The 25,960-nt window shown below is 65.8% G+C and carries 23 protein-coding genes; 10 read left to right on the forward strand and 13 right to left on the reverse strand.

Annotated elements, in window-relative coordinates:
- Positions 1 to 51: 51 nt before the first annotated feature.
- The 4 genes from CR917_RS24310 to CR917_RS24325 all read left to right on the forward strand — a co-directional run bounded on the left by CR917_RS24310 (position 52) and on the right by CR917_RS24325 (position 5,383).
- Positions 52 to 750, forward strand: a complete 699-nt coding sequence (locus CR917_RS24310; RefSeq protein ID WP_104573085.1) for a CoA transferase subunit A — start codon at positions 52 to 54, stop codon at positions 748 to 750.
- Positions 751 to 786: 36 nt separating this feature from the next.
- Positions 787 to 1,443, forward strand: a complete 657-nt coding sequence (locus tag CR917_RS24315; protein WP_054915387.1) for a CoA transferase subunit B — start codon at positions 787 to 789, stop codon at positions 1,441 to 1,443.
- Between the two features lie 143 nt (positions 1,444 to 1,586).
- Complete coding sequence (locus tag CR917_RS24320; RefSeq protein ID WP_104573086.1) at positions 1,587 to 3,005, forward strand: short-chain fatty acid transporter; 1,419 nt, start codon at positions 1,587 to 1,589, stop codon at positions 3,003 to 3,005.
- Positions 3,006 to 3,154: 149 nt separating this feature from the next.
- Positions 3,155 to 5,383: a TonB-dependent siderophore receptor gene (locus CR917_RS24325; RefSeq protein ID WP_104573087.1), complete on the forward strand. Its 2,229-nt coding sequence runs from the start codon at positions 3,155 to 3,157 to the stop codon at positions 5,381 to 5,383.
- Between the two features lie 83 nt (positions 5,384 to 5,466).
- On the opposite strand, the gene CR917_RS24330 is transcribed toward CR917_RS24325, so the two are convergent.
- A complete protein-coding gene (locus CR917_RS24330; protein ID WP_043862937.1) occupies positions 5,467 to 6,351 on the reverse strand; it encodes a dihydrodipicolinate synthase family protein in 885 nt (294 codons plus the stop codon).
- A gap of 25 nt (positions 6,352 to 6,376) precedes the next feature.
- Positions 6,377 to 7,159 (reverse strand): aldolase, encoded by a 783-nt coding sequence (locus tag CR917_RS24335; RefSeq protein WP_043862936.1) that lies wholly within the window; start codon positions 7,157 to 7,159, stop codon positions 6,377 to 6,379.
- 161 nt (positions 7,160 to 7,320) lie between these two features.
- Between CR917_RS24335 and CR917_RS24340 the strand changes: the two genes are divergently transcribed.
- Positions 7,321 to 7,869 (forward strand): helix-turn-helix domain-containing protein, encoded by a 549-nt coding sequence (locus CR917_RS24340; RefSeq protein ID WP_043862935.1) that lies wholly within the window; start codon positions 7,321 to 7,323, stop codon positions 7,867 to 7,869.
- Here the strand turns inward: CR917_RS24340 and CR917_RS24345 are convergent.
- Positions 7,866 to 8,417, reverse strand: a complete 552-nt coding sequence (locus CR917_RS24345) for an RNA 2'-phosphotransferase (protein WP_078480160.1) — start codon at positions 8,415 to 8,417, stop codon at positions 7,866 to 7,868. The two genes, CR917_RS24340 and CR917_RS24345, sit on opposite strands and share 4 nt — an antisense overlap.
- A gap of 136 nt (positions 8,418 to 8,553) precedes the next feature.
- On the opposite strand from CR917_RS24345, the gene CR917_RS24350 reads away from it, so the two are divergent.
- Entirely contained in the window at positions 8,554 to 9,336 is a 783-nt protein-coding gene (locus tag CR917_RS24350; protein WP_104573088.1) for an AraC family transcriptional regulator, read from the forward strand.
- A gap of 65 nt (positions 9,337 to 9,401) precedes the next feature.
- On the opposite strand, the gene CR917_RS24355 is transcribed toward CR917_RS24350, so the two are convergent.
- A complete protein-coding gene (locus CR917_RS24355) occupies positions 9,402 to 9,995 on the reverse strand; it encodes a LysE family translocator (protein WP_104573089.1) in 594 nt (197 codons plus the stop codon).
- A 269-nt stretch (positions 9,996 to 10,264) separates the two neighbouring features.
- Here CR917_RS24355 and CR917_RS24360 point away from each other — a divergent pair, with 269 nt between their 5' ends.
- Positions 10,265 to 11,836, forward strand: a complete 1,572-nt coding sequence (locus tag CR917_RS24360; protein ID WP_043862931.1) for a TerC family protein — start codon at positions 10,265 to 10,267, stop codon at positions 11,834 to 11,836.
- Here CR917_RS24360 and rarD read toward each other — a convergent pair.
- Entirely contained in the window at positions 11,799 to 12,686 is an 888-nt protein-coding gene (rarD, locus tag CR917_RS24365; protein WP_043862930.1) for an EamA family transporter RarD, read from the reverse strand. The genes CR917_RS24360 and rarD overlap by 38 nt on opposite strands.
- 50 nt (positions 12,687 to 12,736) lie before the next feature.
- On the reverse strand, positions 12,737 to 14,296 hold the full coding sequence (locus CR917_RS24370) for an EAL domain-containing protein (protein WP_173925067.1): 1,560 nt from the start codon (positions 14,294 to 14,296) through the stop codon (positions 12,737 to 12,739).
- A gap of 405 nt (positions 14,297 to 14,701) precedes the next feature.
- On the opposite strand from CR917_RS24370, the gene hppD reads away from it, so the two are divergent.
- On the forward strand, positions 14,702 to 15,778 hold the full coding sequence (gene hppD / locus CR917_RS24375) for a 4-hydroxyphenylpyruvate dioxygenase (RefSeq protein ID WP_054915379.1): 1,077 nt from the start codon (positions 14,702 to 14,704) through the stop codon (positions 15,776 to 15,778).
- Between the two features lie 67 nt (positions 15,779 to 15,845).
- Here the strand turns inward: hppD and CR917_RS24380 are convergent, their stop codons facing one another.
- The gene (locus CR917_RS24380) at positions 15,846 to 16,652 is read right to left on the reverse strand and encodes a CSS-motif domain-containing protein (protein ID WP_043862927.1); all 807 of its coding nucleotides are present in this window, start codon (positions 16,650 to 16,652) and stop codon (positions 15,846 to 15,848) included.
- A gap of 140 nt (positions 16,653 to 16,792) precedes the next feature.
- Positions 16,793 to 17,497 (reverse strand): type 1 glutamine amidotransferase domain-containing protein, encoded by a 705-nt coding sequence (locus CR917_RS24385; protein ID WP_043862926.1) that lies wholly within the window; start codon positions 17,495 to 17,497, stop codon positions 16,793 to 16,795.
- Positions 17,498 to 17,644: 147 nt separating this feature from the next.
- Between CR917_RS24385 and CR917_RS24390 the strand changes: the two genes are divergently transcribed.
- Together CR917_RS24390 and CR917_RS24395 are read left to right on the forward strand one after the other, a co-directional pair.
- Positions 17,645 to 18,106, forward strand: a complete 462-nt coding sequence (locus CR917_RS24390) for a nucleoside deaminase (RefSeq protein WP_256589755.1) — start codon at positions 17,645 to 17,647, stop codon at positions 18,104 to 18,106.
- Positions 18,107 to 18,129: 23 nt separating this feature from the next.
- Positions 18,130 to 20,211, forward strand: coding sequence for an ATP-binding protein (locus CR917_RS24395; RefSeq protein ID WP_256589756.1), 2,082 nt, complete (start codon positions 18,130 to 18,132; stop codon positions 20,209 to 20,211).
- Here CR917_RS24395 and CR917_RS24400 read toward each other — a convergent pair.
- The 5 genes from CR917_RS24400 to CR917_RS24420 all read right to left on the reverse strand — a co-directional run bounded on the left by CR917_RS24400 (position 20,163) and on the right by CR917_RS24420 (position 25,913).
- Positions 20,163 to 21,131, reverse strand: coding sequence for a lysylphosphatidylglycerol synthase domain-containing protein (locus CR917_RS24400; protein WP_058540675.1), 969 nt, complete (start codon positions 21,129 to 21,131; stop codon positions 20,163 to 20,165). The two genes, CR917_RS24395 and CR917_RS24400, sit on opposite strands and share 49 nt — an antisense overlap.
- The gene (gene clsB / locus CR917_RS24405) at positions 21,128 to 22,339 is read right to left on the reverse strand and encodes a cardiolipin synthase ClsB (RefSeq protein WP_104573090.1); all 1,212 of its coding nucleotides are present in this window, start codon (positions 22,337 to 22,339) and stop codon (positions 21,128 to 21,130) included. Before clsB ends, CR917_RS24400 begins: the two co-directional genes overlap by 4 nt.
- Positions 22,336 to 23,118 carry an endonuclease/exonuclease/phosphatase family protein gene (locus CR917_RS24410; RefSeq protein WP_043862922.1) on the reverse strand — a complete coding sequence of 261 codons (783 nt, stop codon included), beginning with the start codon at positions 23,116 to 23,118 and terminating at the stop codon, positions 22,336 to 22,338. The genes clsB and CR917_RS24410 overlap by 4 nt, the downstream gene beginning before the upstream one ends.
- Positions 23,115 to 24,743, reverse strand: coding sequence for a response regulator (locus CR917_RS24415; protein ID WP_088515376.1), 1,629 nt, complete (start codon positions 24,741 to 24,743; stop codon positions 23,115 to 23,117). Before CR917_RS24415 ends, CR917_RS24410 begins: the two co-directional genes overlap by 4 nt.
- A 117-nt stretch (positions 24,744 to 24,860) precedes the next feature.
- Entirely contained in the window at positions 24,861 to 25,913 is a 1,053-nt protein-coding gene (locus tag CR917_RS24420) for a lipopolysaccharide assembly protein LapB (RefSeq protein ID WP_054915374.1), read from the reverse strand.
- Positions 25,914 to 25,960: the final 47 nt, after the last annotated feature.

Genomic DNA, 25,960 nt, shown 5'->3' on the forward strand with positions numbered 1-25,960 from the left:
ACGCTCTCCGACGACCCTCGTCGGTTCTACAACTACAAAAGGCGAATCAGCATGGCCGGACTGGACAAGCGCGTAGCGACCTATGAAGAGGCCCTCGAAGGCCTTGCCGACAACATGACCGTACTGGCAGGCGGCTTCGGCCTGTGCGGCATCCCTGAAAACCTCATTGCCGAGATCAAGCGCCGTGGCGTGCGCGGCCTGACCGTGGTGTCCAACAACTGCGGCGTCGACGGCTTCGGCCTGGGCGTGCTGCTCGAAGACCACCAGATCCGCAAGATGGTCGCCTCGTATGTGGGCGAAAACGCCGAGTTCGAGCGTCAGCTGCTCAGCGGCGAGCTGGAAGTGGAACTTACCCCGCAAGGCACCCTGGCCGAGAAGATGCGCGCCGGCGGCGCCGGCATCCCGGCCTTCTTCACCGCCACCGGCTACGGCACCCCGGTGGCCGAAGGCAAGGAAGTGCGCGAATTCAACGGGCGCAAGTACATCCTCGAAGAAGCCATCACCGGTGACTTCGCCATCGTCAAGGGCTGGAAGGCCGACCACTACGGCAACGTGGTGTACCGCAACACCGCGCAGAACTTCAACCCGCTGGCCGCCACCGCCGGCAGGATCACCGTGGTGGAGGTCGAGGAGATCGTCGAGCCAGGCGTGCTGCTGCCTACCGAGATCCATACCCCGGGCATCTACGTCGACCGGGTCATCGTCGGCACGTTCGAGAAGCGTATCGAAAAACGCACCGTCAAAGCCTGACCCGACCCCGCGCAGAACAACAAAGAGAACCTGAGCATGGCACTTACCCGCGAACAAATGGCACAACGTGTAGCCCGTGAACTCAAGGACGGCTACTACGTCAACCTTGGCATCGGCATCCCGACCCTGGTGGCCAACTACGTCCCGGCGGATATGGACGTGATGCTGCAATCGGAGAACGGCCTGCTGGGCATGGGGGAATTCCCCACCGAAGCGCAGCTGGACGCCGACATGATCAACGCCGGCAAGCAGACCGTGACCGCCCGCACCGGCGCGTCGATCTTCAACTCGGCCGAGTCCTTCGCGATGATCCGTGGCGGCCACGTCGACCTCACCGTGCTGGGGGCGTTCGAGGTGGACGTGGAGGGCAACATCGCCTCCTGGATGATCCCGGGCAAACTGGTCAAGGGCATGGGCGGGGCGATGGACCTGGTGGCCGGTGCCGAGAACATCATCGTCACCATGACCCATGCCTCCAAGGACGGCGAGTCCAAGCTGCTGTCGCGTTGCAGCCTGCCGCTGACCGGTGCCGGCTGCATCCGCAAGGTGCTGACCGACCTGGCCTATCTTGAGATCGAGAATGGCGCGTTCATCCTGCGCGAGACAGCGCCGGGGGTGAGCGTGGAAGAGATCGTCGCCAAGACCGCCGGCAAGCTGATCGTGGCCGATGATGTGAAAGAGATGACGTTCTAGGCTGATAACCGCCTTGCCTGTGCTGGCCTCTTCGCCGGCAAGGCCGGCTCCTGCAGGGAACCACGCATTCCTGTGCAGGAGCCGGCCTTGCCGGCGAAGGGGCCTTCAGCCGTTCAAAAAAAATCAATAAGAAGGAAAATCCCGTGGCCGCCGAACTCCAAGACAGCCGCTCCGCCCGCTTTGCCCTGCGTTGCTCCAACTGGGCCGAACGCTGGTTCCCCGACTCCTGGGTGTTCGCCGCCCTGGCCGTGGTGCTGGTGTCACTGGCCGCCCTGGCCATGGGCGCCAAACCCCTCGATACCGCCACCGCCTTCGGTGACGGGTTCTGGAGCCTGATCCCCTTCACCATGCAGATGGCCTTCGTGGTCATCGGCGGCTATGTGGTGGCCAGCTCGCCGCCGGCGGTGAAACTCATCGACCGCCTGGCGCGCATTCCGAAGAACGGCCGTTCGGCCGTGTGCTGGGTGGCGCTGATATCGATGGTCGCCTCGCTGCTCAACTGGGGCCTGTCGCTGGTGTTCGGCGGCCTGCTGGTACGCGCCCTGGCGCGCCGTACCGACCTGAAGATGGACTACCGCGCCGCCGGTGCCGCCGCCTACCTGGGCCTGGGCGCCGTATGGGCCCTGGGCCTGTCCTCGTCGGCCGCGCAGCTGCAAGCCAACCCGGCCAGCCTGCCGCCGTCGATCCTGGCGATCACCGGGGTGATCCCGTTCACCGAAACCATCTTCCTCTGGCAGTCGGGCGTGATGCTGGCGGCGCTGGTCATCGTGTCGCTGATCGTGGCCTACGCCACTGCACCCGGCCCGCAGAGTGCCCGCGATGCCCAGGCCTGTGGCATCGACCCCAGCTTCAGCGCACCACCACCGGCGCAGCGCACGCGCCCGGGTGAATGGCTGGAATACAGCCCGGTGCTGACCCTGCTGCTGGTGGCCCTGGCGGCTGGCTGGCTGTACCACGAGTTCTCGACCAAGCCGGCCATCACCGCGATCTCGGGGCTCAATACCTACAACTTTCTGTTCATCATGCTCGGCGCCTTGCTGCACTGGCGCCCGCGCAGCTTCCTGGATGCGGTGAGCCGTGCGGTGCCGACCACCACCGGGGTACTGATCCAGTTCCCGCTGTACGGCTCGATCGCGGCCATCCTCACCCAGGTCAAGGGCGTGGACGCGCAAACCCTGGCGCACCATATCTCCACCTTCTTCGTGCAGATCGCCTCGCATGACACCTACGCCTTGCTGATGGGCGTGTACTCTGCGGTGCTGGGCTTCTTCATTCCCTCCGGTGGCGGCAAGTGGATCATCGAGGCGCCCTACGTGATGCTGGTGGCCAACGACCTGCAGTACCACCTGGGCTGGGCGGTGCAGATCTACAACGCCGCCGAGGCGCTGCCCAACCTGATCAACCCGTTCTACATGCTGCCGCTGCTGGGCGTGCTGGGGCTCAAGGCGCGCGACCTGATCGGCTTCTCGTTCGTGCAGTTGCTGGTGCACGTGCCGCTGGTGCTGTTCTTGCTCTGGGCGCTGGGCACCACGTTGCAGTACACGCCACCTGTGATGCCGTAGCGCATCCGGCGGGTAAAAAAGGCGATCTTCGGATCGCCTTTTTCATGCCTAAATTAAATCAATAAGCATTCGTATTAAGGGTGATCCGATGATGTCCCGCTGTGTACTTCTAAACGGAATTTCCCGTCGTAAACAAGGAGAAGGCCGCGATGTTCGCGCCGATTACCCGTTCCATGACGTTGACACTGGGCCAGTGCGGCACCGCCTGCAGCGCCGTCGCACTGGCTGACAACGAACCTCTGCCCGACGCCGCCCCCCAGGCGCTGGAGCTGGGTTCGACCAACGTGAATGCCCAGGGCCTGGGCAGCACCACCGAAAACACCGGGGCCTACACCACCGGCAGCATGAGCACCGCCACCCGCCTGAACCTGTCGATCAAGGACACCCCGCAGTCGATGTCGGTGCTGACCCGCCAGCAGCTGGACGACTTCCAGCTCGACAACCTCTCCGAAGCCATGGGCCAGGTGACGGGCGTGGTGGTGCAGCGCAACGACTCCGAGCGCCCCACCTACAACTCGCGCGGCTATGCCATCGACAACTTCCAGATCGACGGCATGCTCAACACCTTCTCGGGGCTCAAGTCCGACTCGGACACCATCATCTACGACCGCATCGAAGTGGTGCGTGGCGCCACCGGGCTGACCACCGGCGCCGGCGACCCGTCGGGCACCATCAACATGATGCGCAAGCGCCCCACCCATGAACTGGCGGTGAAAACCGGCCTGCGTGGCGGCAGCTACGACAACTACTACAGCTATGTCGACGTGGGCGGGCCGCTGGCCTTCGACGGTCGTCTGCGCGGGCGCAGCGTGCTGGCCTACCGCGACGCCCATTCGTTTCGCGACCGCTACCAGACCCAGCGCGAGGTGGCCTACGGCATTCTCGAGGGTGACCTGAGCGACGACACCGTGCTGGCGGTGGGGTACGACTACCAGAACAAGCATGTACAGGGTGCCTCGTGGGGCACCGTGCCGTACTGGAACGCCTCCGGTGGCAAGGCCAAGCTGCCGCGCTCGAACAACATCTCGGCGCCGTGGAGTTCGTGGCCGCTCAAGGACGAGACCGTGTTCGCCACCCTCGACCAGCGCCTGGGCGGCGACTGGCACCTCAAGGCGGCCTACACCTACCGCCAGAGCGAAACCGACGGCAAGGTGTACTTCGGTGGCCAGGGCTTCCCCGAGGCCGACCGCAGCGGCATGAATGCCTGGGTCAGCCACTTCATCGGCGACGAGAAAATGAGCGCCGCCGACCTCAACCTGGGCGGGCCCTTTGCGCTGCTGGGGCGCGAGCACGAATTCATGATCGGCTATGGCGAGTCGCAGCGGCGCAACAGCGCGCCGCTCAAGCGGCCCCTGGACCTGCCGCCCGGCTACACGACCATCCCCGACTGGAAGTACCTGGGCGGGGTAGACAAGTTCGCCGATACCGTGACCAACCTGGATGGTTCGCGCGATACCACGCAGCAGAAGGCCGGCTATGTCGCCACCCGGCTGAACGTGACCGATGCACTGCACCTGGTGCTGGGCAGCCGCTACGGCAGCTGGAAGGTCACGGGGCGCTCATGGGCATTCGATGCGGCGGGGCAGGTGGTGGAGAACCCGCGCTCCAGCCGCACCCACAATGACGTGTGGACACCCTATGCGGGCGTTCTGTACGACATCACCGACCAATACACCGTGTACGCCAGCTATACCGACATCTTCAAGCCGCAGAACTACAAGGATGTCGACGACAAGTACCTGGAACCGGTGGTGGGCAGCAACTACGAGGTGGGCCTGAAGGGCAGCCTGCTGGACGAGCGCCTGAACCTGTCGACGGCGGTGTTTCGCAGCAAGCAGGACAACGTGGCCGAGGTGGACGATTCCATTCCGGTAGGGCCCAACGGCGAGCAGTATTACAAGTCCGGCGGCAAGGGCAATACCGTGGAGGGCTTCGAGGCGGAGGTCGCTGGCGAGGTGATGGCGGGGTGGAACATGACCCTGGGCTACAGCTACACCCACTCGCTGGATGCCGAGCACAAGCGGCGCAACACCACCCAGCCGTTGAACATGGTGCGCTGGAACAGCACCTACAGGGTGATGGACAGGTTGACCGTGGGTGGGTCGGTGGATTGGCAGAGCGACATCTACCGCAGCGGCAATCGTCCGGTGGGGCGAGGCAGCGATGGCCGGATCATCACGGCGCCGGCTGACATTCGCCAGCGGTCCTACACGGTGGTGGGGTTGATGTCCCGTTACGAGTTCGACGAACACCTGTCGGCGTCCTTGAACGTGAAGAACCTGCTGGATACCAGGTACTACAACAACGTGGGGTTCTACAACGGGGTGTACTGGGGTGATCCGCGCACGCTGACGGTGAGCCTGGATTGGCGGTTGTAGCGCCCTGAAGCCGAGCCAACAGGGCTGGCGATGCATGCCCTGTTGGCCGTGGCAATCCCGTGCGCTGAGGCCGTGAGAAGGCCTTACCCCATCTGTTCGAGCAACCCGCGCAACCGCTCACGCCCGGCGTCATCCAGCCCGAACACCGGCCTGCGCGGCTCGCCCACCTCCAGCCCGGTCAACGCCAACCCTGCCTTCACCGTCGCCGGCAAGCCGCCCTTGAGGATGAACTCCAGCAATGGCAACTGCCGGTAGAACAGCGCCCGCGCCGCCTCAAGGTCGTTACCCAGCACGGCCTGGTACAGCTGCTGGTTGAGCGCCGGAATCAGGTTGGCTGCCGCCGTGCACCAGCCCGTGGCACCGGCCACGAACGCTTCCAGGGCCAACGGGTTGCAGCCGTTGTAGAACGGCACCTGGCCTTCGCCCAACTGCTGCAGCTTGTGCATGCGCTGGATGTCGCCGGTACTCTCCTTGACCATGGTCACGTTCTCGACCTGGCGCACGATGCGCATGATCAGCTCCACCGACAGGTCGGTGCCGCTGGTGGCCGGGTTGTTGTAGAGCATGATCGGCACGCCGATGCAGTCGCCGATGCTCTGGTAGTGCTGCAGGATCTCGGCTTCGCTCAGCTTCCAGTAGGCCGCCGGCAATACCATCACCGCATCTGCCCCATGGGCCTCGGCAAAGCGCGCGCGGCGCATGGCGCTGGCGGTGGTCAGGTCCGAGACGCTGACAATGGTCGGTACCCGCCCGCCAATGTGCGCCAGGCTGAACTCGGCCACCTGGTCCCACTCGCGGTCGCTCAGGTAGGCGCCTTCGCCCGTGCTGCCCAGGGGCGCGATGGCCTGTACGCCACCTTCGATCAGCCGATCGATGGAGCGGCCAAGGGCCGTCAGGTCGAGCTGGGTGCCGTCGGCGCTGAACGGGGTGATGGTGTAGCCGATGATGCCGTGAAAAGTCGTGGACATGAAAAACACTCCGCAGAAAACAGGTTCAGTTCAGGCAATCGGCATGCTGACGCAGGCACTGCCGGGCATAGTAGGCGAACGCCGCGCCGTGGCGCTTGGGGCGGGCGATCCAGTCGTGCGCTTCGCGCCCCAGCACCGGCTCGATGGGCTTGATCTGGCCGGCTGACATCGCCAGCAACTGCAGGCGCGCCGCGCGCTCGATCAACTGCGCGATCACACAGGCTTCCTCGATGCTGGCGCCGGTCGACAGCTGGCCGTGGTGCGAGAGCAGGATGGCGCGCTTGTCGCCCAGCGCCGCGCTGATCAGCTCGCCTTCCTCGTTGCCCACCGGCACCCCGGGCCAGCCTTCGAGAAACGCGCAGTCCTCGTACAGCGGGCAGAGGTCCATGTGCGACACCTGCAACGGTACCTCGAGCATCGACAGCGCGGCGATGTGGGTCGGGTGGGTGTGGATGATGCAGTTCACATCCGGGCGTGCGCGGTACACCCAGCTGTGAAAGCGATTGGCCGGGTTGGGCATGCCGCTGCCTTCGAGCACCTCCAGGTCCTCGTTGACCAATAGCAGGTTGCTGGCGGTGATTTCATCGAAGCCCAGCCCTAGTTGCTGGGTGTAGAAGGTGCCCGGTTGCGGGCCGCGGGCACTGATCTGCCCGGCCAGGCCGGAGTCGTGGCCGTTGTCGAACAGGATTCGGCAGGTCAGCGCCAGCTTTTCACGCACAGTCCACGTATTATCGGCAAGCGAGCCCTGCATCTGTTCCAGGGCCTGCTTGACCAGTTGGTCCTTGGGGAGTGCTAATGTCTTGGCCATTGGGGTTTCCTCGGTGGCGGATCGGACGTCAGGGCTGGCCCGCCCCGGTTGCTTGGAAGGTGAGCGGGGTGGTCAACCTTATGACACAAACAAGGCTATATGACACAAAGTGTCATTGGCAAGGGAAAGGTTGCCCATTGCACCGGGAATAGCGGCGTTAAATGTCTATCCGATTGAAAGTATTAAGAAAAAAACTTGGGCTGACGCTTGAGACGCTGGCCGAGAAAACGGCCATGACCAAGAGCTACCTGTCCAAGGTGGAACGGGGTCTGAACACGCCTTCGATTGCGGCGGCGCTGAAACTGGCGCGGGCGTTGAACGTGAACGTGGAAGAACTGTTCGCCGAAGACCAGCCTGCGCAGGCGCGCTACAGCCTGGTACGCCGGGGTGAGCGCCAGGCGTTGTCCGGCAGCGCCGAAGGGCCGGGCTACGCGGTGCTGGCCCAGCATATCGGCCAGCGCAGCCTGCTGCCGTTCATCATCTGCCCGCCGGCGGACTTCAGCGACTCGACGTTCAAGGAGCACCTGGGCGAAGAGTTCCTGTTCGTGCACGAAGGGCAGGTGGAAGTGGACTTCATGCACGAGCGGGTGTTGCTCGAGCGCGGTGATGCGCTGCACTTCAATGCCCAGACGCCGCACCGGCTACGCTCGGTCGGGGCGGTGCAGGCGCAGTTGCTGGTGGTGGTGCACGACGCCGACTCGCCGGTTTAACCGGGCTGTCGAATGAACGCAACCGGCACGTGGGCCGTCAGCCATACGCCATTGTCGGCCTGGAAGAACGCCAGGCCCTGGGCGTGCATTGCCGCTGCATCGATGTGCAGCAGTACCGGTGAGCCGTAACGCTGGCCGACCGCAATGGCCGTGGCAGGGTCGTGGGACAGGTGCACGTGGTGACGGTTGCCGGCGATCAGGCCCTGTTGGGCAATCGAGTCGAGAAAGCGCGTTGCCGTACCGTGGTACAGCTCGGCAGGCGGCGCCTTGGGCGCGTACTGGAGCTCGACCGTCGCTGTCGAGTGCCCCTGTACGGCGCGAATCCTGCGGCCATCGTCCGACAGGCCGAAGCGTTTCTTGTCGCTGCTGGCCACCACCGCCTGCAGGTGCGCCAGGTCCAGCGCGCGGCCCTGGCGGGCGGCGCCGGCAATCAGTGCATCGACATCGCCCCAGCCTTCGCTGTCCAGTTGCAGATCGATGGATTCGGGGGCGTGACGCAGCACGTAGCTGAGAAATTTGCTGGTTTCGGTGAAGCGCTTGCTGCTCATGCGGGTCTTCCTTGAACGGTCTGCGCGGCAGCTTATCAGGGCGCGCAAGCGGCGACGAGCGGTGCGCAAGGGGCAGTGGCACGCCCTGAAGCCTGATAGAGTGCGGGTTGTTCCACTGCCCACAGGCCCGCACGCGATGACCACCACCTCGTATTTCTGGCGTGACCCGGCGTTGCCCTTCATCGAGGCGCGCGGGGTCGCAGACGGTCGCAAGGTCTGCTATGCGCGCCATTCCCATGCCGGGTTTTCCATCGGTGCGATCACTGCCGGGCGTAGCTCCTACCTCAGCGGGCACACCTGGCGCGAGGTCGAGACCGGCACGGTGGTGATGATGAACCCCGGTGTGGTGCATGCCTGCAACCCGATCGCCGACCAGCCGTGGTCGTACCTGATGCTGTACGTGGACATGCCGTGGCTGACCCGGCTTGGCTTCGCACCGGTCGCTGCCACCCTGAGTACCGCCCCGGCCCTGTTCGAGGCCCTGTTGCAGCTGTACGACATGCTCATCGACAACCAGCGTGGCACGGCGTGCAAGGCGGCGGCTGCCGAAGCGTTCTTCGGCGACCTGCGCCAGCAGCTGGAGGCAGCGCCACCGCCGCTGGCCAGGCCGGATGCGCGGCTGGAGCGGGCGGCGGCATTCATTCGCGCACATTGCACCGAACCGCTCAAGCTCGAAGACATCAGCCAGGCGGCCGGCTTGTCCACCTCGTATCTGATCCGCACCTTCAAGCAGCATTACGGCCTGACCCCGCACGGCTTTGTGCTGGACTGCCGCGTGCAGTACGCCCGCGCCCAGTTGCGCCAGGGCCGGCTGATCGCCGAGGTGGCGCTGGAGGCCGGGTTTGCCGACCAGGCGCATCTGCAACGGGCATTCAAGCAGCACCTGGCTGCGACGCCCGGGCATTACCGCTCAGCCTAGGCGCTGTACGAAAAGCCTTGATACTCGGTGATGCTGCGTTGAAAACAGCCTGACCTTCGTCTTTTTCATACAGACCCCTGCATCAGGTACAGCGCACTCAGCACCAGCAGGGCGGCCAGGCTGCGATTGAACAGGCGCAGGCGCCGCGGGTTGTCGAGGTAGCTGCGGATCAGGCTGCCGGCCAGCGCCCAGCAGCCCAGCGAGAGGTAGCAGATCACCAGGTAGATCAGGCTGAACTGGCCCAGCAGGGCGGTTTCGCCCTGGCCCACGAAGGCTCCGATGCCCGCCACGCAGGCCAGCCAGGCCTTGGGGTTGAGCCATTGCATGGCAGCGCCGCGCAGCAGGCTGGGTGCGTGGGTATCACGCCCTTCACCGAGCGCGCCGTCGTCGCGGGACAGTTTCCATGCCATGTACAGCAGAAACAGCACCCCGGCCCAGTGCAGGGCAACGGCAAGACCTGGCCAGTGGCGCAGCACCTCGTGCAGGCCCAGGCCGATCAGTACCAGCAGCAGGATGAACCCCAGGGTGGCGCCGGTAACGTGGCGCATGGCCGGGCGCAAGCCATGCCGTGCGCCGGCGCCCAGGGCAACGATGTTGACCGGGCCAGGGGAAATGGAGGCGGCCAGGGCGAAGGCGGCCATGGAAAGGCTGAGGCTCATGCGGCAGATCCTTGAGGGGGAGGGTGCAGCGAGGGTAGGCGGGAAGGTCGGTGGGGTATTGAAGGAAATTGCCCTGTGCCGCAGCGGGTGTTTTGCCACAGATTGAAATAATTTCACGCTGTGAGAAAAGTCAGCTGAAATTGTAGGATCACCGTCCCTAATTGACCCAAGGTTGATATGACTTCGTTCTCGGAGCCTCCCAGTACCCGGCCGTCCTGGCCATCCTCCCTTTCCCGTCCCCGTGACGTTTCCCGCCTGAGTACCTGCCCATGGAATGGCTAGCCGACCCCACGGCCTGGCTGGGCCTTGCCACGCTGATCGTGCTCGAGCTGGTACTGGGTATCGACAACCTGGTGTTCATCGCGATTCTCGCCGACAAGCTGCCGCCCCATCAGCGCGACCGCGCGCGGGTGATCGGCCTGTCGCTGGCGCTGATCATGCGCCTGGGCCTGCTGGCCAGCATCTCGTGGATGGTGACGCTGACCGCGCCGCTGTTCGAGGTGTTCGACAAGAGCTTCTCGGGCCGTGACCTGATCATGCTGTTCGGCGGTGTGTTCCTGCTGTTCAAGGCCACCATGGAGTTGCACGAGCGTCTCGAGGGGCATGTCGCCCACCATCAGGGCCCGGCGCGCCATTCGGCGTTCTGGCCGATCGTGGCGCAGATCGTGGTACTCGATGCAGTGTTCTCGCTGGACGCGGTGATTACCGCCGTGGGCATGGTCGAGCACCTGTCGATCATGATGATCGCGGTGATCTTCTCCATCGGCATCATGATCGTCGCGAGCAAGCCGCTGACCCGCTTCGTCAACGCCCACCCCACGGTGATCATGCTGTGCCTGGGTTTTCTGATGATGATCGGCTTCAGCCTCACCGCCGAGGGCCTGGGCTTTCATATACCCAAGGGGTACCTGTACGCGGCAATCGGCTTCTCGATCCTGATCGAGCTGTTCAACCAGCTGGCCCGCGCCCGGCGCAAGCGCAGCCTGCAACAGCACCGGCCATTGCGCGAGCGCACCGCCCACGCGGTGATGCGCATGCTGGGTGGGCGCCGGTTGCAGGCCGACGAGGTGGGTGAGGACATCGCCGACCTGGTCGAGGATGGCGATGAACAGGTGCTGTTCGACCGCCGCGAACGGGTGATGATCAGCGGCGTGCTGAACCTGGCCGAACGCCCCATCAGAACGCTGATGACAGTACGCGCCAAAGTTGACTTCATCGACCTGGCGCAACCGCCGGAGGCGATCCGTACCGCGCTGATGCATTCGTCCTACTCGCGCCTGCCGCTGATTCGCCAGGGGCGGGTGGAGGAGCCGCTGGGCTTCGTGCACAAGAAGGAGCTGCTCAGGGAGCTGCTGGCCGGTCACGAGCCGGACCTGGAGCGCCTGGCGCGCACGCCGCTGAACCTGCTGGAGAGTTTCAGCATCCTCAACGCGCTGGAGCAGATGCGCAGCCAGTCGACCCACATCGCCTTCGTGGTCAACGAATTCGGCGACTTCACCGGCGTGCTGACCATGACCGATATCCTCGAGTCCATCGCCGGCGAGCTGCCTGATGCCAGTGAAGTCGAAGGGCCGGGCATCGTGCAGGCGCCGGACGGCTACCTGGTCAACGGCGCGCTGAACCTGCGCCAGATCCAGGCGCAGATCGGCTTTGCGGCCAAGCCCACCGAGGACTACCAGACCCTCGCTGGCCTGGTCATGAGCCTGCTCGACCGCCTGCCGCGGGTGGGCGATCAACTGACCTGGGGCGACTGGCTGATGACCGTCGAGGCCGTGCAGGAGCGCCGGGTGCGGCAGGTACGGCTTACACCGAACGCCGCCGCTGACGCAGCAGGTGCCTGACCCCCTCGAGCACCAGCACCACCACGGCCAGCCAGATCGGCAGGTAGGTCAGCCACTGGTCCGGGGCGATGCTCTCGCCCAGGATCAGGGCCACCGCCACCAGCAGCACCGGTTCCACATAGCTGAGCAGGCCGAACAGGCTGAACGCCAGCAGACGGCTGGCCATCACGTAGGTGACCAGCGCCAGGGCGCTGATCACCCCCAGGATCGGGATCAGCACATAGAGCTGCGGGTGGGCCAGCAGGTCGGCTGCGCTCAGCGGGCCCTGCACGATGAAGTACACCGAGGGCGGCATCATCAGGCACATGTCGGCCCACAGCCCGCCCAGGTGATCGGTGCGCAACTTGCGCCGCAAGATGAAGTAGAACGGGTAGCCGCCGGCCACCAGCAGGGTTTCCCAGGCGAACGAGCCATGGCGTATCAGTTCATGCCCCACCCCCACCACGGCGCAGGCCACGGCGACCTTCTGCAGGCGTGACAGGCGCTCGCCGTACACCACCCGCCCGGTCAGCACCATGGTCAGCGGCAGCAGGAAGTACCCCAGCGACACCTCCATGCTGCGCCCGTGCAGCGGTGCCCACAGGAACACCCACAGCTGCAGACCCATCAATGTCGAGGTACCCACCAGCCCCAGCAACAGCAGCGGGTTGCGCCGGATGCGCTGCAGTACGCCGATTGCCAGTGGCCAGTCCTTGGACAGCAGCATGAACAGCGTGATGCACGGCAGGGTCAGCAGCATGCGCCAACCGAAGATCTCCTCGCCGTCGAGGGGGGTGAGCAGGGAGGTGTAGTAGTACATCAGGGCGAACAGACACGACGCCATGACCGATGAAACGATGCCTCTGGACAAGGGGGCCTCGGGAGCACGAAGGGGTAGGGAAGTGGTGAGCGCGCATGATCTCAGGGGCGCGTCACCTGGGCAACCGGCTGTGTGCCCAATGCAGCCACGAACTCGGCCAACGGCATCGGCCGGGCGAACAGGTAGCCCTGCTGGAAGTCCACCCGGTGCCGGGCCAGGTAGTCGCGCTGGGCGATGGTCTCCACGCCCTCGGCGACGATGCCCAGGCCCAGCTTGCCCGACAGCTCGATGATGCTGTCGAGGATATGCAGCGACAGGGCATCGACGCCGATCATGGCCACGAAGCTCTGGTCGATCTTCAGGTAGTCGACCTTGAACTGGCGCAGGTAGCCCAGGCTCGACTGGCCGGTGCCGAAATCATCGATGGCGATCATCACCCCCAGGGCCTGCAGCCTTGCGAACAGCTGCTCGGTGGTGTCGCTGGGTACCACCAGCTTGCGCTCGGTCAGCTCCAGGGTCAGGATCACCCGGCCAGGCGGGAAGGCGGCGAGAAAATCGCGGCAGTCGTCATACAGGGCCATGTCCTGGCAGTGATCGGCAGTGATGTTGATGCCCACATGAAAGCCGTCGCCAAAGGTCTCGGCGTGGGGCGCCAGGCCTTCGGCCACGCGCTGCATCAGGCGCCGGGTCATGGGCACGATCTGGCCGCTGTGCTCGGCATAGGGAATGAACAGGTCTGGGCGCACCATGCCTTCGCGCGGGTGCTGCCAGCGCATCAGCACCTCGGCGCCGGCCCAGCGGTAGTCACCCTCGCGCACCACCGGCTGGAAGTACGGGATGAACTCGTCGGCCTCCAGTGCCCGTTGCAGCTCCACCCGTGGCGAACTGGCCCTGCGCAGCTGCCAGCGGCAGGCCGCGCCGGCCATCACGCCCAGCAGGGTTACCAGGCCGAACAGCCCCGGGTACTCGGCGCGCATCAGGCGCCAGGGCTCGCCAGCGGCATAACCGCTGTGCACCGAAAAACGATAGCGCTGCGAGGCCTGCTGCGTCGGCGCCACGGCAAACACCGGGGGCGGGCCCTGGTGCACCACGCCGTCTTCGCCCATCCAGTTGGGGCCTACCTGCAGCACCAGGGTGGTGCCCTGGTCGAGCAGCTCCAGGGCGCTGCTCAGGTGGTCGCCATCGACGGTGGTGATGGCGCCGTCGTTGCCCTTGCTGAGCCGGTAGGCCAGCAGCGCATGGCCGGGCGTCACCGAGTTGCCGTTCATCAGCCACAGGCTGCCATCCACATAGTCCTTGGCATCCACCGGCTCGCTGAAGTTGCCAAACAGCGAACTGCAGTACAGGTCATTGTCACGAAACAGGTTGCTGGAGCGTACGAACGAGCCGCGTGTCACCTGTTCGCGCAGCGCCAGCGTGGCCTCTGCGCAGGGTTGGCGGGTCAGGGGCAGCAGGGCCTGGGCGGCGCCGGCGATGTTGTCGAGGATGCGTTCGAAGTGCCCGGTGACCAGGGCGGCCGTGTTCACGGCCCTGGCCTCGAGCTCACGCTGTGCCTGCCAGTGCATGATCAGCACGCCGGACACCACCGGTATCGCCCCCACCAGCCATGGCAGCAGGGCTCGCAGGGTCCAGCGACCGGGGCGTTTTTTCGTGAGGGGCATGGTGTCTACCTGTGCGGGATGAGCGCGGATGATTTCAAGGGCAGGGTTTCCCTGGTACCCCTGAGCGCACAGCATAGCCGTTCATCGGCCCGTATACAGCTGGGGCGTCAGCCTGATGTACTGCAGGGGAGGCTGCCGCTGTCGGCAGGCCCGGGCACTAAAGTACTTACAATTTTTCTTACGCCCTGTAGAATCGCGTTACGCATACAATAATAAGGTCCTTCGCCACTGGAGGATCAGACGGCCGAGAATAGGTCCCATATGAAGTGTCATGGGTTCAAACTGATTTATGGTGACTACCTCGCCCGCAGTGTGAGGGGCATCTCCTGCGCGCCGCCACGTTCGCTCCACATCGACAGCAAGCTACCCCTGTGATTTGAACGCTTTGATGATGAGGAAACGAACATGGCAGATATCTTCGAAAACCCGATGGGCCTGATGGGCTTCGAGTTCATTGAACTGGCCGCACCTGTCCCGGGTACCCTGGAGCCGATCTTCCAGATCATGGGCTTCACCAAGGTTGCCAGCCACCGCTCCAAGGACGTGCACCTGTACCGTCAGGGCGGCATCAACCTGATCCTGAACAACGAACCCAAGAGCGTGGCGTCCTACTTTGCCGCCGAGCATGGTCCGTCGGTGTGCGGCATGGCCTTCCGTGTGCGCAATGCCCATGAAGCCTATGCCCGTGCCCTGGAGCTGGGTGCCCAGCCGGTCGAGATCGAGACCGGGCCGATGGAACTGCGCCTGCCGGCGATCAAGGGTATCGGCGGCGCGCCGCTGTACCTGATCGACCGCTTCGAGGAAGGCAGCTCGATCTACGACATCGACTTCAAGTGGATCGAAGGCGTGGACCGCAACCCGGTCGGCGCCGGCCTCAAGATCATCGACCACCTGACCCACAACGTGTATCGCGGGCGCATGGCCTACTGGGCCGGCTTCTACGAGAAGCTGTTCAACTTCCGCGAGATCCGCTACTTCGACATCAAGGGTGAGTACACCGGCCTGACCTCCAAGGCCATGACCGCCCCCGACGCGATGATCCGTATCCCGCTGAACGAGGAGTCCTCCAAGGGCGCCGGTCAGATCGAAGAGTTCCTGATGCAGTTCAACGGCGAGGGCATCCAGCACGTCGCCTTCCTCACCGACGACCTGATCAAGAGCTGGGACGCGCTGAAAAAGCTCGGCATGCGTTTCATGACCGCACCGCCGGACACCTACTACGAAATGCTCGAAGGCCGTCTGCCGAACCACGGCGAGCCGGTGGGCGAGCTGCAGTCGCGGGGCATTCTGCTGGACGGCTCGTCCGAGGCGGGCGACAAGCGCCTGCTGCTGCAGATCTTCTCCGAAACCCTGATGGGCCCGGTGTTCTTCGAGTTCATCCAGCGCAAGGGTGACGACGGCTTCGGCGAGGGCAACTTCAAGGCCCTGTTCGAATCCATCGAGCGCGACCAGGTTCGCCGCGGTGTACTGACCGCCGAATAAACGCGGTGCGTATGCAAAAAGGCCATCGAGCATTCCTCGATGGCCTTTTTTTGTGCCTGCGCCGGCCTCAACCGTAACGACGGACCGATGGCGCGCGGCGGTTGCGAAACAGCGTCCAGTACACCGCTGCCGAGGTCATGACGCCGACCAGCAGCAACGACGGGATGATGGCCTGGGCGTTGGACAGCATCGCCTGCCAGATATGGCCGTCCGGGTAGCCGCCATGGATGGTGTACCCGTAACTGGCGGACAGCACGCGGACATGCTGTTCGGAGTGATCGGGCAGCACGTCGTCGAAGGTGCTGCCCTCGCTCCACAGGTAATCGTCACCGAACTGCAGCACCAGGTTGGCGCTGGCCTTTACCCGCTGCATCGTGGCTTGCAGGGTCTTGGCGTCGACCAGGGCCAGCACGCCGAGCGGGTACTCCTGCAGGCGGTAATACAGGATGGCCGAGTCCGGGGTCACATCGTTGCCCGGCTCCAGGCGCAGGCGCTGGTTGAAGAAGCTGCCCGGGTCGACCAGCAGCTGGTATTCGCCGTGCACCGTGCTGCAGTAGGCCCGGTTCTCGCGCACCAGCACCAGCGAGCGCAGCTCGGGGCGCATCACCACTTCGGTACGCAGGCTGGGCAGGGCCCGTGGGCAGGGGAAGTCCGCCAGGTTGAGCACCTTGTTGCTGGCATTGTGCAGCGAGTCGAGGATGCGATCGATGTCCTGCTGGGTGTGCTGGATCGAGACCAGGGTCGACTCGGCCAGCATCTTTTCCACCTGCCAGCTCATGATCAACAGGCCGCACCCCACAGGGGTCAGGCCGATCAACAGGATGACCAGCAGTTCCAGCAGCACACGGCCAGCGCGAAATTTGTGACGGGGCATGATTCACCTATGTTGACAGAGCGGGCCGCAGGGGCGCGCGGGCATCTTGAGCGGATGCCGTTCAGCATAAGTGAGGGGCGTAGTTTGCCCTTGTAAGACGCGACGACATTGGCCGTGCTATTCGTCGACACTCCGGGGGGCTAGCCTGCCTTCGATGCGGCCAGTACTGCCAGCACCTGGCGTGCGACAGCGGCCGAGGAGGCGGGGTTCTGCCCGGTGATCAGGCGCCCCTCGCGCTGGTCGCGCACCACGTATTCCTGCCAGGGGTCCTCGGCCTTGCTGTACAGGCCACCGCGCGCGGCCAGTTCGTTCTCGGTCAGAAACGGCACCACCTTGTCCAGTTCGACCAGTTGTTCCTCGACGTTGGAGAACCCGGTAACCTCGCGGTCCTTGAGCAGCAGGGTGTTGTCACTGAGCTTGATGTTGAGCAGGCCGACCGCGCCATGGCACACCGAGGCCACCACGCCGCCGGCCTCGAAGATCTGGCGCGCCAGGCCCTGCAATGCCGTGTTGTCGGGGAAGTCCCAGATCACCCCGTGGCCGCCGGTGAAATAGATCGCGTGGTAGTCCTGCGCCTTGACCTGGTCAGGGGCCAGGGTGGCGCCCAGGCGGTTCATGAACGCCTTGTCGTCGTACCACTGCCAATCCAGGTCCGGGGCCATGCTCAGGCTGTGCGGGTCGATCGGCACGTAGCCGCCGGCAGGGCTCACATAGTCCACCTTGTAGCCGGCCTTCTCGATCACCGCAACGAAGTGCACTGCTTCGCCCAGCCACAGCCCGGTGGCGCGCTTGAGGCTCGGATACCTGGCGGTATTGGTCAGCACTACCAGTACTTTCTTGCTCATTGCAGCGTTCCTCTGGTGATCGGGCGCGGGGAGAGGTGGGGCGAAGCAAACCTATAGAGCATAGTCGCGGCCGCAAAACCCGCCATCGCCCAGGGCGTTGTGCTAGTTTCCACCCATACAGCCGCTGTCACAGGAGTCACCGCCATCATGTCCACACACCCCGACCCGTTCATGCAGGCCGCCATCGACGAAGCGCGGAAGAGCCTGGCAGAAGGTGGCATTCCCATCGGCTCGGTGATCGTGCACCAGGGCAGGATCATCGGACGCGGCCACAACCGCCGGGTGCAACAGGGCAGCGCGATACTGCACGGTGAAATGAGCGCGCTCGAAGATGCCGGGCGCCAGCCCGCCAGCGTGTACGCCGACGCCACCCTCTATACCACCCTGTCACCCTGCGCCATGTGCAGCGGCGCCATCCTGCTGTACGGCATCAAGCAGGTGGTGATCGGCGAGCACCACACCTTCCTGGGCGAAGAGGACCTGCTGCAGAGCCGTGGCGTGAACCTGCAGGTGCTGCATGACGCCACCTGTACCGGCCTGATGCGCAGATTCATCGAGGACCACCCCCAGCTCTGGAACGAAGATATCGGCGAGCAGTCCGAGCCTTGAGCCCCAAGGAAGCGCACCCGATCATGCACACCCCCCACTCTGAAGCGGCCCCGAACCTGTCGGGCGGCATGAGCGATGCGGTACGCCAGTTCGACTGGAGCCGCACCGCCCTGGGGCCGGCGCCGCAATGGCAGGCTTCGCTGCGCATCGCCGTGGACATGCTGCTGGCTTCCAAGTTTCCGGGTTGCCTGGTGTGGGGCCCCGAGCTGATCAGCATCCACAACGACGCGTTCGTGCCCTTGCTCGGCGCCAAGCCGGCGCCGCTGGGCAAGCCGCTGAGCGTGATCTGGAGCGACGTGTGGGACGATATCAGCGCCCTGGCGCAGCGGGCCTACGCCGGCGAAGCGGTGTTCATGGAAAACTTCGCGCTCGATACCGACCGCAACGGGGACGTGGAGCGGGCGTACTTCACCTTCTGCTACAGCCCGGTGCGCGACGAGTCCGGCCAGGTGGCGGGCTTTCTGAACACCGTGTTCGAAACCACCGAGACGGTCAGAAACGAGCAGGTGTGGCGCGAACGCGCCGATGCCTTCGAACAGAAGATCATGGAGCAGACCGCAGACCACGAACGCATCTGGGAGCTGTCCAGCGACATCATGATGCTGGTGCGCGAAGACCTGCAGATCTACGCCATCAATGCCTGCGGTCGCGAGCTGCTGGGCTGGGACGATTCGTTCATCGGCAGGCCGGTGCTGGAGCTGTGCCATGTCGACGACCGGCCGGGCATCGAAGCGGTGCACCAGCAACTGCGGGCCGGGCAGACCGTGCAGGGCTTCAAGTGCCGCTACCGTCACCGTGACGGCCATTACCGCTGGTTCAACTGGTCGATCGTGCCCAGCACCGGCATCTATACCGCCATCGGCCACGACATCACCCTGGACCAGGAGCGCGCCGCGGCCCTGGTGCAAGCCGAGGAACTGCTGCGCCAGAGCCAGAAGATGGATGCCGTGGGCCAGTTGACCGCCGGCATGGCACACGACTTCAACAACCTGCTGACCGGCATTAGCGGCAGCCTGGAAATGATCGAGCGGCGTATCGGCAGTGGCCAGCTGGACGGCCTGGATCGCTACATCGCCGCCGCCAAGGAGGCGTCCCAGCGCGCGGCGGTGCTCACCCACCGCCTGCTGGCGTTCGCCCGGCGCCAGCCCCTCGACCCGCGCCCGGCAGACCTCAATGCCCTGGTGCACGGCATGGACGCCCTGATCCGCCAGACCCTGGGCCCGGACATCGCCCTGCAGCTGAAGGTCGAGCCGCAGCTGTGGCGCACCCTGGTGGACGCCAACCAGCTGGAAAACGCCTTGCTCAACCTGTGCATCAACGCACGCGATGCGATGCGCGCCGGCGGGCGGCTGACCATCAGTACCGGCAATGAACGCTACGATGCCCGGGTCGCAGGCAGGGACGGCCTGCCCCCTGGCGACTACTGCTCGCTGACGGTCGAGGACGACGGCCAGGGCATGAGCCCCCAGGTGATGGAGCGCGCCTTCGAACCCTTCTTCACCACCAAGCCCGTGGGCCAGGGCACCGGCCTGGGCCTGTCGATGGTGTACGGTTTCGTGCGCCAGTCGGGCGGGCGGGTGTGGATCGAGGCGTCCGATACCGGCGGCACCCGCATCAGGCTGGTGCTGCCACGCTACTGTGGCGCCGACAGCCAGCCTGCAGCCAGCGTACCGGTGCCGGCCAAGGTCAGCGTGCCGGGCAAGGGGCGGATCCTGCTGATCGATGACGAACCGACCCTGCGCATGCTGATCAAGGAGGTGCTGCAACAGGAAGGCTACGACGTGATCGAGGCCGTGGATGGCCGTTCAGGCCTGGCGGCGTGCCTGGCCGGCCCGCCGGTCGACCTGCTGATCACCGACATCGGCCTGCCCGGCGGTTTCAGTGGGCGCCAGGTGGCCAGCGAGGTGCGCCGGCACAACCCGCAGCAGAACATACTGTTCATCACCGGCTACACCGATGAAGCCATCGCCCAGCGCGACACCCTCGAGGCGGGGGTGGAACTGCTGACCAAGCCGTTCCCGCTGGACCGCCTGCAGCGCAAGGTCAAGGCCATGCTTCAACGCGCCGAGTCGCGCGGGCCGGGGGCCGGCACGCCGGCGCCCTGACTGGCCACGCGCTCCAGCAGCAGGTAGACGACGCAGGCCACCAGCAGCGGCAGCAGAAAGTACAGTACGCGGTAGGCAATCAGCGCCGCCAGCAGGGTGCCCTTGGCGTACTGGCCCTGCAGCAGGGTGATGAACACCGTCTCCAGCACCCCCAGGCCTGCCGGAATATGCGTGATCACCCCGGCAATGCTGCTGATCATCAGCACCCCGACGATGCTCGGGTAGCCCACCTTGTCCGGCAGCAGGGTGTAGATCACCAGCCCCATCAGCAGCCAGTTGCATGCCCCCATGACGGCCTGCAGCAGTGCCAGGCGGATGCCCGGCAGCGTGAGCACCTGCCCGCGCACCTGCCAGCTGCGGCGCCTGGCGAACGCGCAGGCGCCCAGGTAGGCCGCAGCGGCCAGCAGCATCAGCACACCGATCACGCGCAGCCCGCCGGTGCCGATCTCCATCCCCGCCGGCAGGCGCGGCAGGCCACAGGCGAACAGGCTGCCGGCCACCAGCAGGTAGCCCAGCCAGTTGGTCACCAGGCCCAGCCCGAGCAGGCGGCTGATGGTCGGTACATCCAGCCCCAGGCGCGAATACAGGCGATAGCGCAGGGCAACCCCGCCCACCCAGGCACTCAGGTTCAAGTTGAACGCGTAGCACACGAAGGCCAGCGGCACGACCTGGCGCGCCGGCAGCTGGTGGCCGGTGTAGCGCCGCCCCAGCAGGTCATAGCAGCTGAACAGCACGAAGCTGCACGCCGCAATCGCCCCGCCCAGCAGCAACACCCCGGGCGGGTAGGACACCAGGGCGTGACGCACCTCGCCCCAGTCCTGGTTGCGCAGCAACATGAACAGCAATGTCGGTATCAGGATGAAGAACGCCAGGGTCAGGGCCCGGCGCGCCCATTGCCAGTGTGTGCCGGAAAGCTTCATGACAGCGGCTCCTGCAGCGCCGCTGGCGGCTGCAGCGGCTTGAGCCGGGGCTGGTGCGCAGGCAGCCAGCCGACGATGGCCGGGAACAGCCGGGTGAAGTGGAACGCCATGAAGATCAGCGGCGCGCGCCACCAGTAGCCGCGCAGCACCCGTTGCAGGGTCACCGGCTTGCATTGGCTGTTGGCCAGCGCCTGCAGGTGCTCGCCCAGCAGCTGGTTGAAGGCCTGGTCGCGGATCACCAGGTTGGCCTCGAGGTTCAGCGACAGGCTCAGCGGGTCGAGGTTGCTCGACCCAACCGTGGACCACTCGCGGTCCACCACCGCGACCTTGCCGTGCAGCGGGCGCTCGCAGTACTCGTGAATGCGCACGCCGTCGCGCAGCAGGTAGTTGTAGAGCATGCGCGAGCACAGCCGTACCAGCGGCATGTCGGGCATGCCCTGCAGGATCAGGGTGACGTCCACGCCACGCCGGGCCGCATTGCGCAGGGCCCGCAGCATCCGGTAGCCGGGGAAGAAATAGGCGTTGGCGATGATGATCCGTTCGCGCGCGGTGACGATGGCGCGCATGTAGTGCTGCTCGATGTCGGTGGGGTGCTCGGCGTTGTCGCGGATGCACAGGCACATGCGCGCCTGCACGCTGTCGGCACTGATCGGCGGCGCCCGGCGCCACCAGCCCCGGGGCCGCACAGGGCGGGCGCGCTGGGCGTCGAGCAGGGTCAGGGTGGCCTGCTGCAGGTCGGCCACGATCGGCCCCCGTACCCGCACGGCGTAGTCCTGCTTGGCCATCGGCCCGAAGTCGGCCAGGTGGTCGGCGCTGTAGTTGATTCCGCCGACAAAGGCAGTGTGCCCGTCGATCACCAGGATCTTGCGGTGCAGGCGGCGGAACAGGTTGGTGCGCAGCCCCAGCCGCCGCGGGCTCGGGTCGAACGCCTGCAGGTGCACACCGGCCTGGCTCAGCGCCAGCAGAAAGGCGCTGCTCAGGTCGGCGGTGCCATAGCCGTCCACCAGCACCTCCACCTGCACGCCGCGTTGCGCTGCCTCGATCAATACCTGTTGCAGCTGCTTGCCGACCTTGTCTTCGAAAATGATGAAGGTCTCCAGCAGCACCTGCTCACTGGCATTGGCAATCGCCTCGAAGGCGGCCGGGAAGTACGCCTCGCCATTGATCAGCAATTGCACCTCGTTATCCTCGCGCCAGTCGGCCTTCATAGCAGTACCTCCACGAACAGCGGCAAGTGGTCTGACAGGTGCGACCAGGGTTTGCGCCCCATCACCCGGGGTTGCCGGGCCTGGGCGTTGCGCACATAGATACGGTCCAGGCACAGCAGCGGCCAGCGCGCCGGAAAGCTGCGTGCGGGGCGCCCGTGGGCCTGGGTGAACACCTCCACCAGGCCGCAGCCGGCCAGGTGCTGGTCGGCGCGCTGGCGCCAGTCATTGAAGTCGCCCGCCACGATCACCGGCGCCTCGGCGGGCAGGCTGTCCAGCAGCCGGCACAGCAGGCGCAACTGCTTGACGCGCTGGCGCTCGTCCAGCCCCAGGTGCGCGCACACGGTGTGCAGCGGACGCTGGCCGGGTACATCGAGCACGGCGTGGAGCAGGCCGCGGCGCTCGCTGCCGGTCACGCTCACATCGAGGTTTTCGTAATGCCGGATGGCGAACTTGGACAGCAGCGCATTGCCGTGCTCGCCGTCCGGGTACACCGCGTTGCGCCCGTAGGCGTACTGCGGCCACAGGCTGTCGGCCAGGAACTCGTACTGCGGCACGTGGGACCAGTCCGGGTGGCGGCTGGCATGGCCACGGTGGCTGCCCAGCACCTCCTGCAGAAACACCAGGTCGGCGTCCTGGCTGCGCACGGCCTCGCGTAGCTCGGGCAGCACATAACGCCGGTTGAACGCGCTGAAGCCCTTGTGCACATTCACCGTAAGCACCCGCACGGCGTGCTCGGTGACCTGCCGGCCGGCCACCGGCGGGGGCTGGGGCAGGCTCATGGGGCGTTGCCCGGGCCGAGCATCTGCGCCACCTTGCGCGTCAGCTGGGTGAACTTGAATGGCTTGTTGATCATCTGCATGCCCGGGTCGAGAAAGCCCCGGCACGAGGTGGCGTTTTCAGCGTAGCCGGTGATGAACAGCACCTTCAGCCCCGGGCGCAGCTTGCGCGCGATCTCCGCCAGCTGGCGCCCGTTCATCCCCGGCAGCCCCACATCGCTGATCAGCAGGTCGATCGGCCGGTCGGAGCGCAGAACCGACAGTGCCAGGCTGGCGTCGGCCACCTCGCAGCACTGGTAGCCCTGCTCGGCGAGGGTCTCGTGGACCAGCTGGCGCACCGTGTGGTCGTCTTCCACGATCAGCACGCGGTTGCTGCCATTGGCCTCCGGCGGCGGGCCGGGGGCGGGCGCTGGCGCGCCCTGTACATCCCCCACATGACGCGGCAGGTAGAGCTCGACCTGGGTGCCATGGCCGATGCTGCTGTACAGCGCCACGTGCCCCTGTGACTGGCGACTGAAGCCATACACCATCGACAGGCCCAGCCCGGTGCCCTGGCCGATGGGCTTGGTGGTGAAGAAGGGATCGAAGGCGCGGTCCACGCTGCTTTGCGGCATGCCGCAGCCGTTGTCGTGCACGCTCAGCAGCACATAGTCGCCGCTGGCCAGCGGATGCCCGCCAGGCAACGGCTTGCCCTGGCGACGGTTGCCGGCGTGGATGCGCAGCTCACCGCCGTTGGGCATGGCATCACGGGCATTGCTCAGCAGGTTGTCGATGGCTTCGCGCAACTGCTGCGCGTCCACCTCGATGTGCCACAGGTCGGCGTCGAGGCTGACCTGCAGGTCGATCTGCGGGGTCAGCAGGGCGCGCAGCTGGTCGCCGTCCAGCAGGCTGGCCAGGCTGACCGGGCCCGCATCCAGCGGCTGACGGCTGGAGAATGCCAGCAGCCGGTGGGTCATGCTGGCGGCGCGCTGCACCGCCCCCAGGCTCATGTCGATAAGCTTGGGCAGGTCTTCCTGGCGGCCCTGGGCAAGGCGCCGGCGGATCAGCTCCACGCTGCCGCCGATGCCGGTAAGCAGGTTGTTGAAGTCGTGGGCCACACCGCCGGCCAACTGGCCGATGGCTTCCATCTTCTGCGTGTGGCGCAGCTGTTGTTCGTCTTCGCGCAGGTGGCGCAGTTGCTCTTCCACCCGTTGCTCCAGGTCCTGCAGGCGGGCCGCGCTGTACTGGGCCTGGTACTGGCGACGGCGTGCGCGCAGCGAAGCGTGGGTCAGGGCCAGCAGGCCGCTGGGCTGGAACGGGCATGCCAGCAGGAACAGGTTGCCCAGCGCCGTGTGCAGGTCGGCGTCCGGCGCCCGGGCCGGGCTGGTCAGCAGCACCACCGGCAGGTCCGACCAGGCGGGCTGGGTACGCAGGTAGTTGTGCACGGGCGACTGCACGAAGCCGCCCAGGGACTCGTCGGCGATGATGGCCAGCCCCGCGCCCTGGCCCAGGGCATCGGCCATCTCGTCCAGGTCGCGGGTGGCCAGCGCCTGTATGCCGGCTTCGTCGAACAGGTTCAGCGCCAGGCGGCTGAGGGTGGGCGGGGCAAGTATCAGTGCGCGTTCGCCGTTTGGCACCGAATTGTTCACGGGCGATCTCCTTTGATAACGCACAGCCAGGCGATTGCCTTTTTATCCATGCACTATCACTGGACACGCCACTTTCGGCGGGGTTCAAAACGCTTGCGGGAGCCCGGACGAGGGGCCTCAGAGGCCTTGCTGCACCAGCGGATCGTCCGGGTTCTGCTGCTCCAGCTGGGCCAGCAGCACCTGCACGTTCTGCAGCTGGCCGGTCTCTTTCCAGTAGCCGATCAGCAGCACCCGCGCCTTGCGGTTGGCCGGCTGGCGGGCGAGCAGGGTTTCGAGCTGCTTCTGCGCCACCTCGACCTGCTCCAGGCTGTGCAGGGTCAACGCCAGGGTATAGCGATACTCGGCGTTGTCCGGGTCCAGCGCCAGGGCCCGGTCGAACGCCAGCAGCGCGTATTCGTGCTGGTCGTGGCGCATCAGCCACAGGCCCAGCTCGTGTTGCAGGAAGGCCGAGTCGGGGTGGCGCTTGAGCGCCTGGGCCAGCAGCTCGCGGGAGGCATCGGCGTGGCCCTGGCTGTCGAGCAGGCGCACCTTGGCCGCCAGTGCCTCGAGGTCGTCGGGGGCCAGCGCCAGCGCTCGCTCCAGTGCCTGCGCCGCCTCGTCGTCATGGCCCTCGTGCACGTACAGCCGGGCCAGGTGCACCTGGGCGGCGGCATCGTCGAGCTGCTTGAGCAAGGCCTGCTGGTACTGCTCCAGTGCCTGCTGCAGCGGGCCGTAGTACAGGCCGACATCGTCCGGGCCCAGCCCCAGCAGCGCATCGACCGCGGCAAAGCGCACGCTCTGCTCGGGGTCTTCGAGCATCGGCCCCAGCAGCACGCTGCGCTGCGGCGCCGGCACCAGCGCGCTGATGCTGGCGATCGCCGCGCGGCGCACCAGCGGGTCGTCGTGGCTCAGGTCCTGGTCGGCCAGCTTCAGCGCCAGCGGCGAAGGGTAGTTGGGCAGCTCGGCATGCAGGCTGGCGCGGCGAATGCCCGACAGGTCGGCGCGCGCCAGTTGCTGGTACAGCACCCGCGCCGCCCCCGGCTGCCCTTCATGGGCCATGGTCAGCGCCTTGGTGTAGCCATGGCTGGGGGCCGGCGCGGGGGCCGGGGCGTCACCCAGCCAGCCGTAGCCCAGCCCGATGACGAGCAGCACGAGCAGGCTGAGCAGTGTATAGAGGCGCGGTTTTGACATGCGGCATCCGGGCAGGCGGGGTGGGGCAAGCTTGGGTCAGCCAGGAA

The sequence above is a fragment of the Pseudomonas sp. BRM28 genome (assembly GCF_002939405.1).
Classification (GTDB): Bacteria; Pseudomonadota; Gammaproteobacteria; order Pseudomonadales; family Pseudomonadaceae; genus Aquipseudomonas; species Aquipseudomonas palmensis.

Excerpts from the sequence above, each read along its gene's own strand:
- CR917_RS24310 (WP_104573085.1), top strand. The coding sequence starts at position 52 with ATGGCCGGACTGGACAAGCGCGTAGCGACCTATGAAGAGGCCCTCGAA.
- CR917_RS24315 (WP_054915387.1), top strand. The coding sequence starts at position 787 with ATGGCACTTACCCGCGAACAAATGGCACAACGTGTAGCCCGTGAACTC.
- CR917_RS24325 (WP_104573087.1), top strand. The coding sequence starts at position 3,155 with ATGTTCGCGCCGATTACCCGTTCCATGACGTTGACACTGGGCCAGTGC.
- CR917_RS24330 (WP_043862937.1), bottom strand. The coding sequence starts at position 6,351 with ATGTCCACGACTTTTCACGGCATCATCGGCTACACCATCACCCCGTTC.
- CR917_RS24335 (WP_043862936.1), bottom strand. The coding sequence starts at position 7,159 with ATGGCCAAGACATTAGCACTCCCCAAGGACCAACTGGTCAAGCAGGCC.
- CR917_RS24340 (WP_043862935.1), top strand. The coding sequence starts at position 7,321 with ATGTCTATCCGATTGAAAGTATTAAGAAAAAAACTTGGGCTGACGCTT.
- CR917_RS24345 (WP_078480160.1), bottom strand. The coding sequence starts at position 8,417 with ATGAGCAGCAAGCGCTTCACCGAAACCAGCAAATTTCTCAGCTACGTG.
- CR917_RS24350 (WP_104573088.1), top strand. The coding sequence starts at position 8,554 with ATGACCACCACCTCGTATTTCTGGCGTGACCCGGCGTTGCCCTTCATC.
- CR917_RS24355 (WP_104573089.1), bottom strand. The coding sequence starts at position 9,995 with ATGAGCCTCAGCCTTTCCATGGCCGCCTTCGCCCTGGCCGCCTCCATT.
- CR917_RS24360 (WP_043862931.1), top strand. The coding sequence starts at position 10,265 with ATGGAATGGCTAGCCGACCCCACGGCCTGGCTGGGCCTTGCCACGCTG.
- CR917_RS24370 (WP_173925067.1), bottom strand. The coding sequence starts at position 14,296 with ATGCCCCTCACGAAAAAACGCCCCGGTCGCTGGACCCTGCGAGCCCTG.
- hppD (WP_054915379.1), top strand. The coding sequence starts at position 14,702 with ATGGCAGATATCTTCGAAAACCCGATGGGCCTGATGGGCTTCGAGTTC.
- CR917_RS24380 (WP_043862927.1), bottom strand. The coding sequence starts at position 16,652 with ATGCCCCGTCACAAATTTCGCGCTGGCCGTGTGCTGCTGGAACTGCTG.
- CR917_RS24385 (WP_043862926.1), bottom strand. The coding sequence starts at position 17,497 with ATGAGCAAGAAAGTACTGGTAGTGCTGACCAATACCGCCAGGTATCCG.
- CR917_RS24390 (WP_256589755.1), top strand. The coding sequence starts at position 17,645 with ATGTCCACACACCCCGACCCGTTCATGCAGGCCGCCATCGACGAAGCG.
- CR917_RS24395 (WP_256589756.1), top strand. The coding sequence starts at position 18,130 with ATGCACACCCCCCACTCTGAAGCGGCCCCGAACCTGTCGGGCGGCATG.
- CR917_RS24400 (WP_058540675.1), bottom strand. The coding sequence starts at position 21,131 with ATGAAGCTTTCCGGCACACACTGGCAATGGGCGCGCCGGGCCCTGACC.
- clsB (WP_104573090.1), bottom strand. The coding sequence starts at position 22,339 with ATGAAGGCCGACTGGCGCGAGGATAACGAGGTGCAATTGCTGATCAAT.
- CR917_RS24410 (WP_043862922.1), bottom strand. The coding sequence starts at position 23,118 with ATGAGCCTGCCCCAGCCCCCGCCGGTGGCCGGCCGGCAGGTCACCGAG.
- CR917_RS24420 (WP_054915374.1), bottom strand. The coding sequence starts at position 25,913 with ATGTCAAAACCGCGCCTCTATACACTGCTCAGCCTGCTCGTGCTGCTC.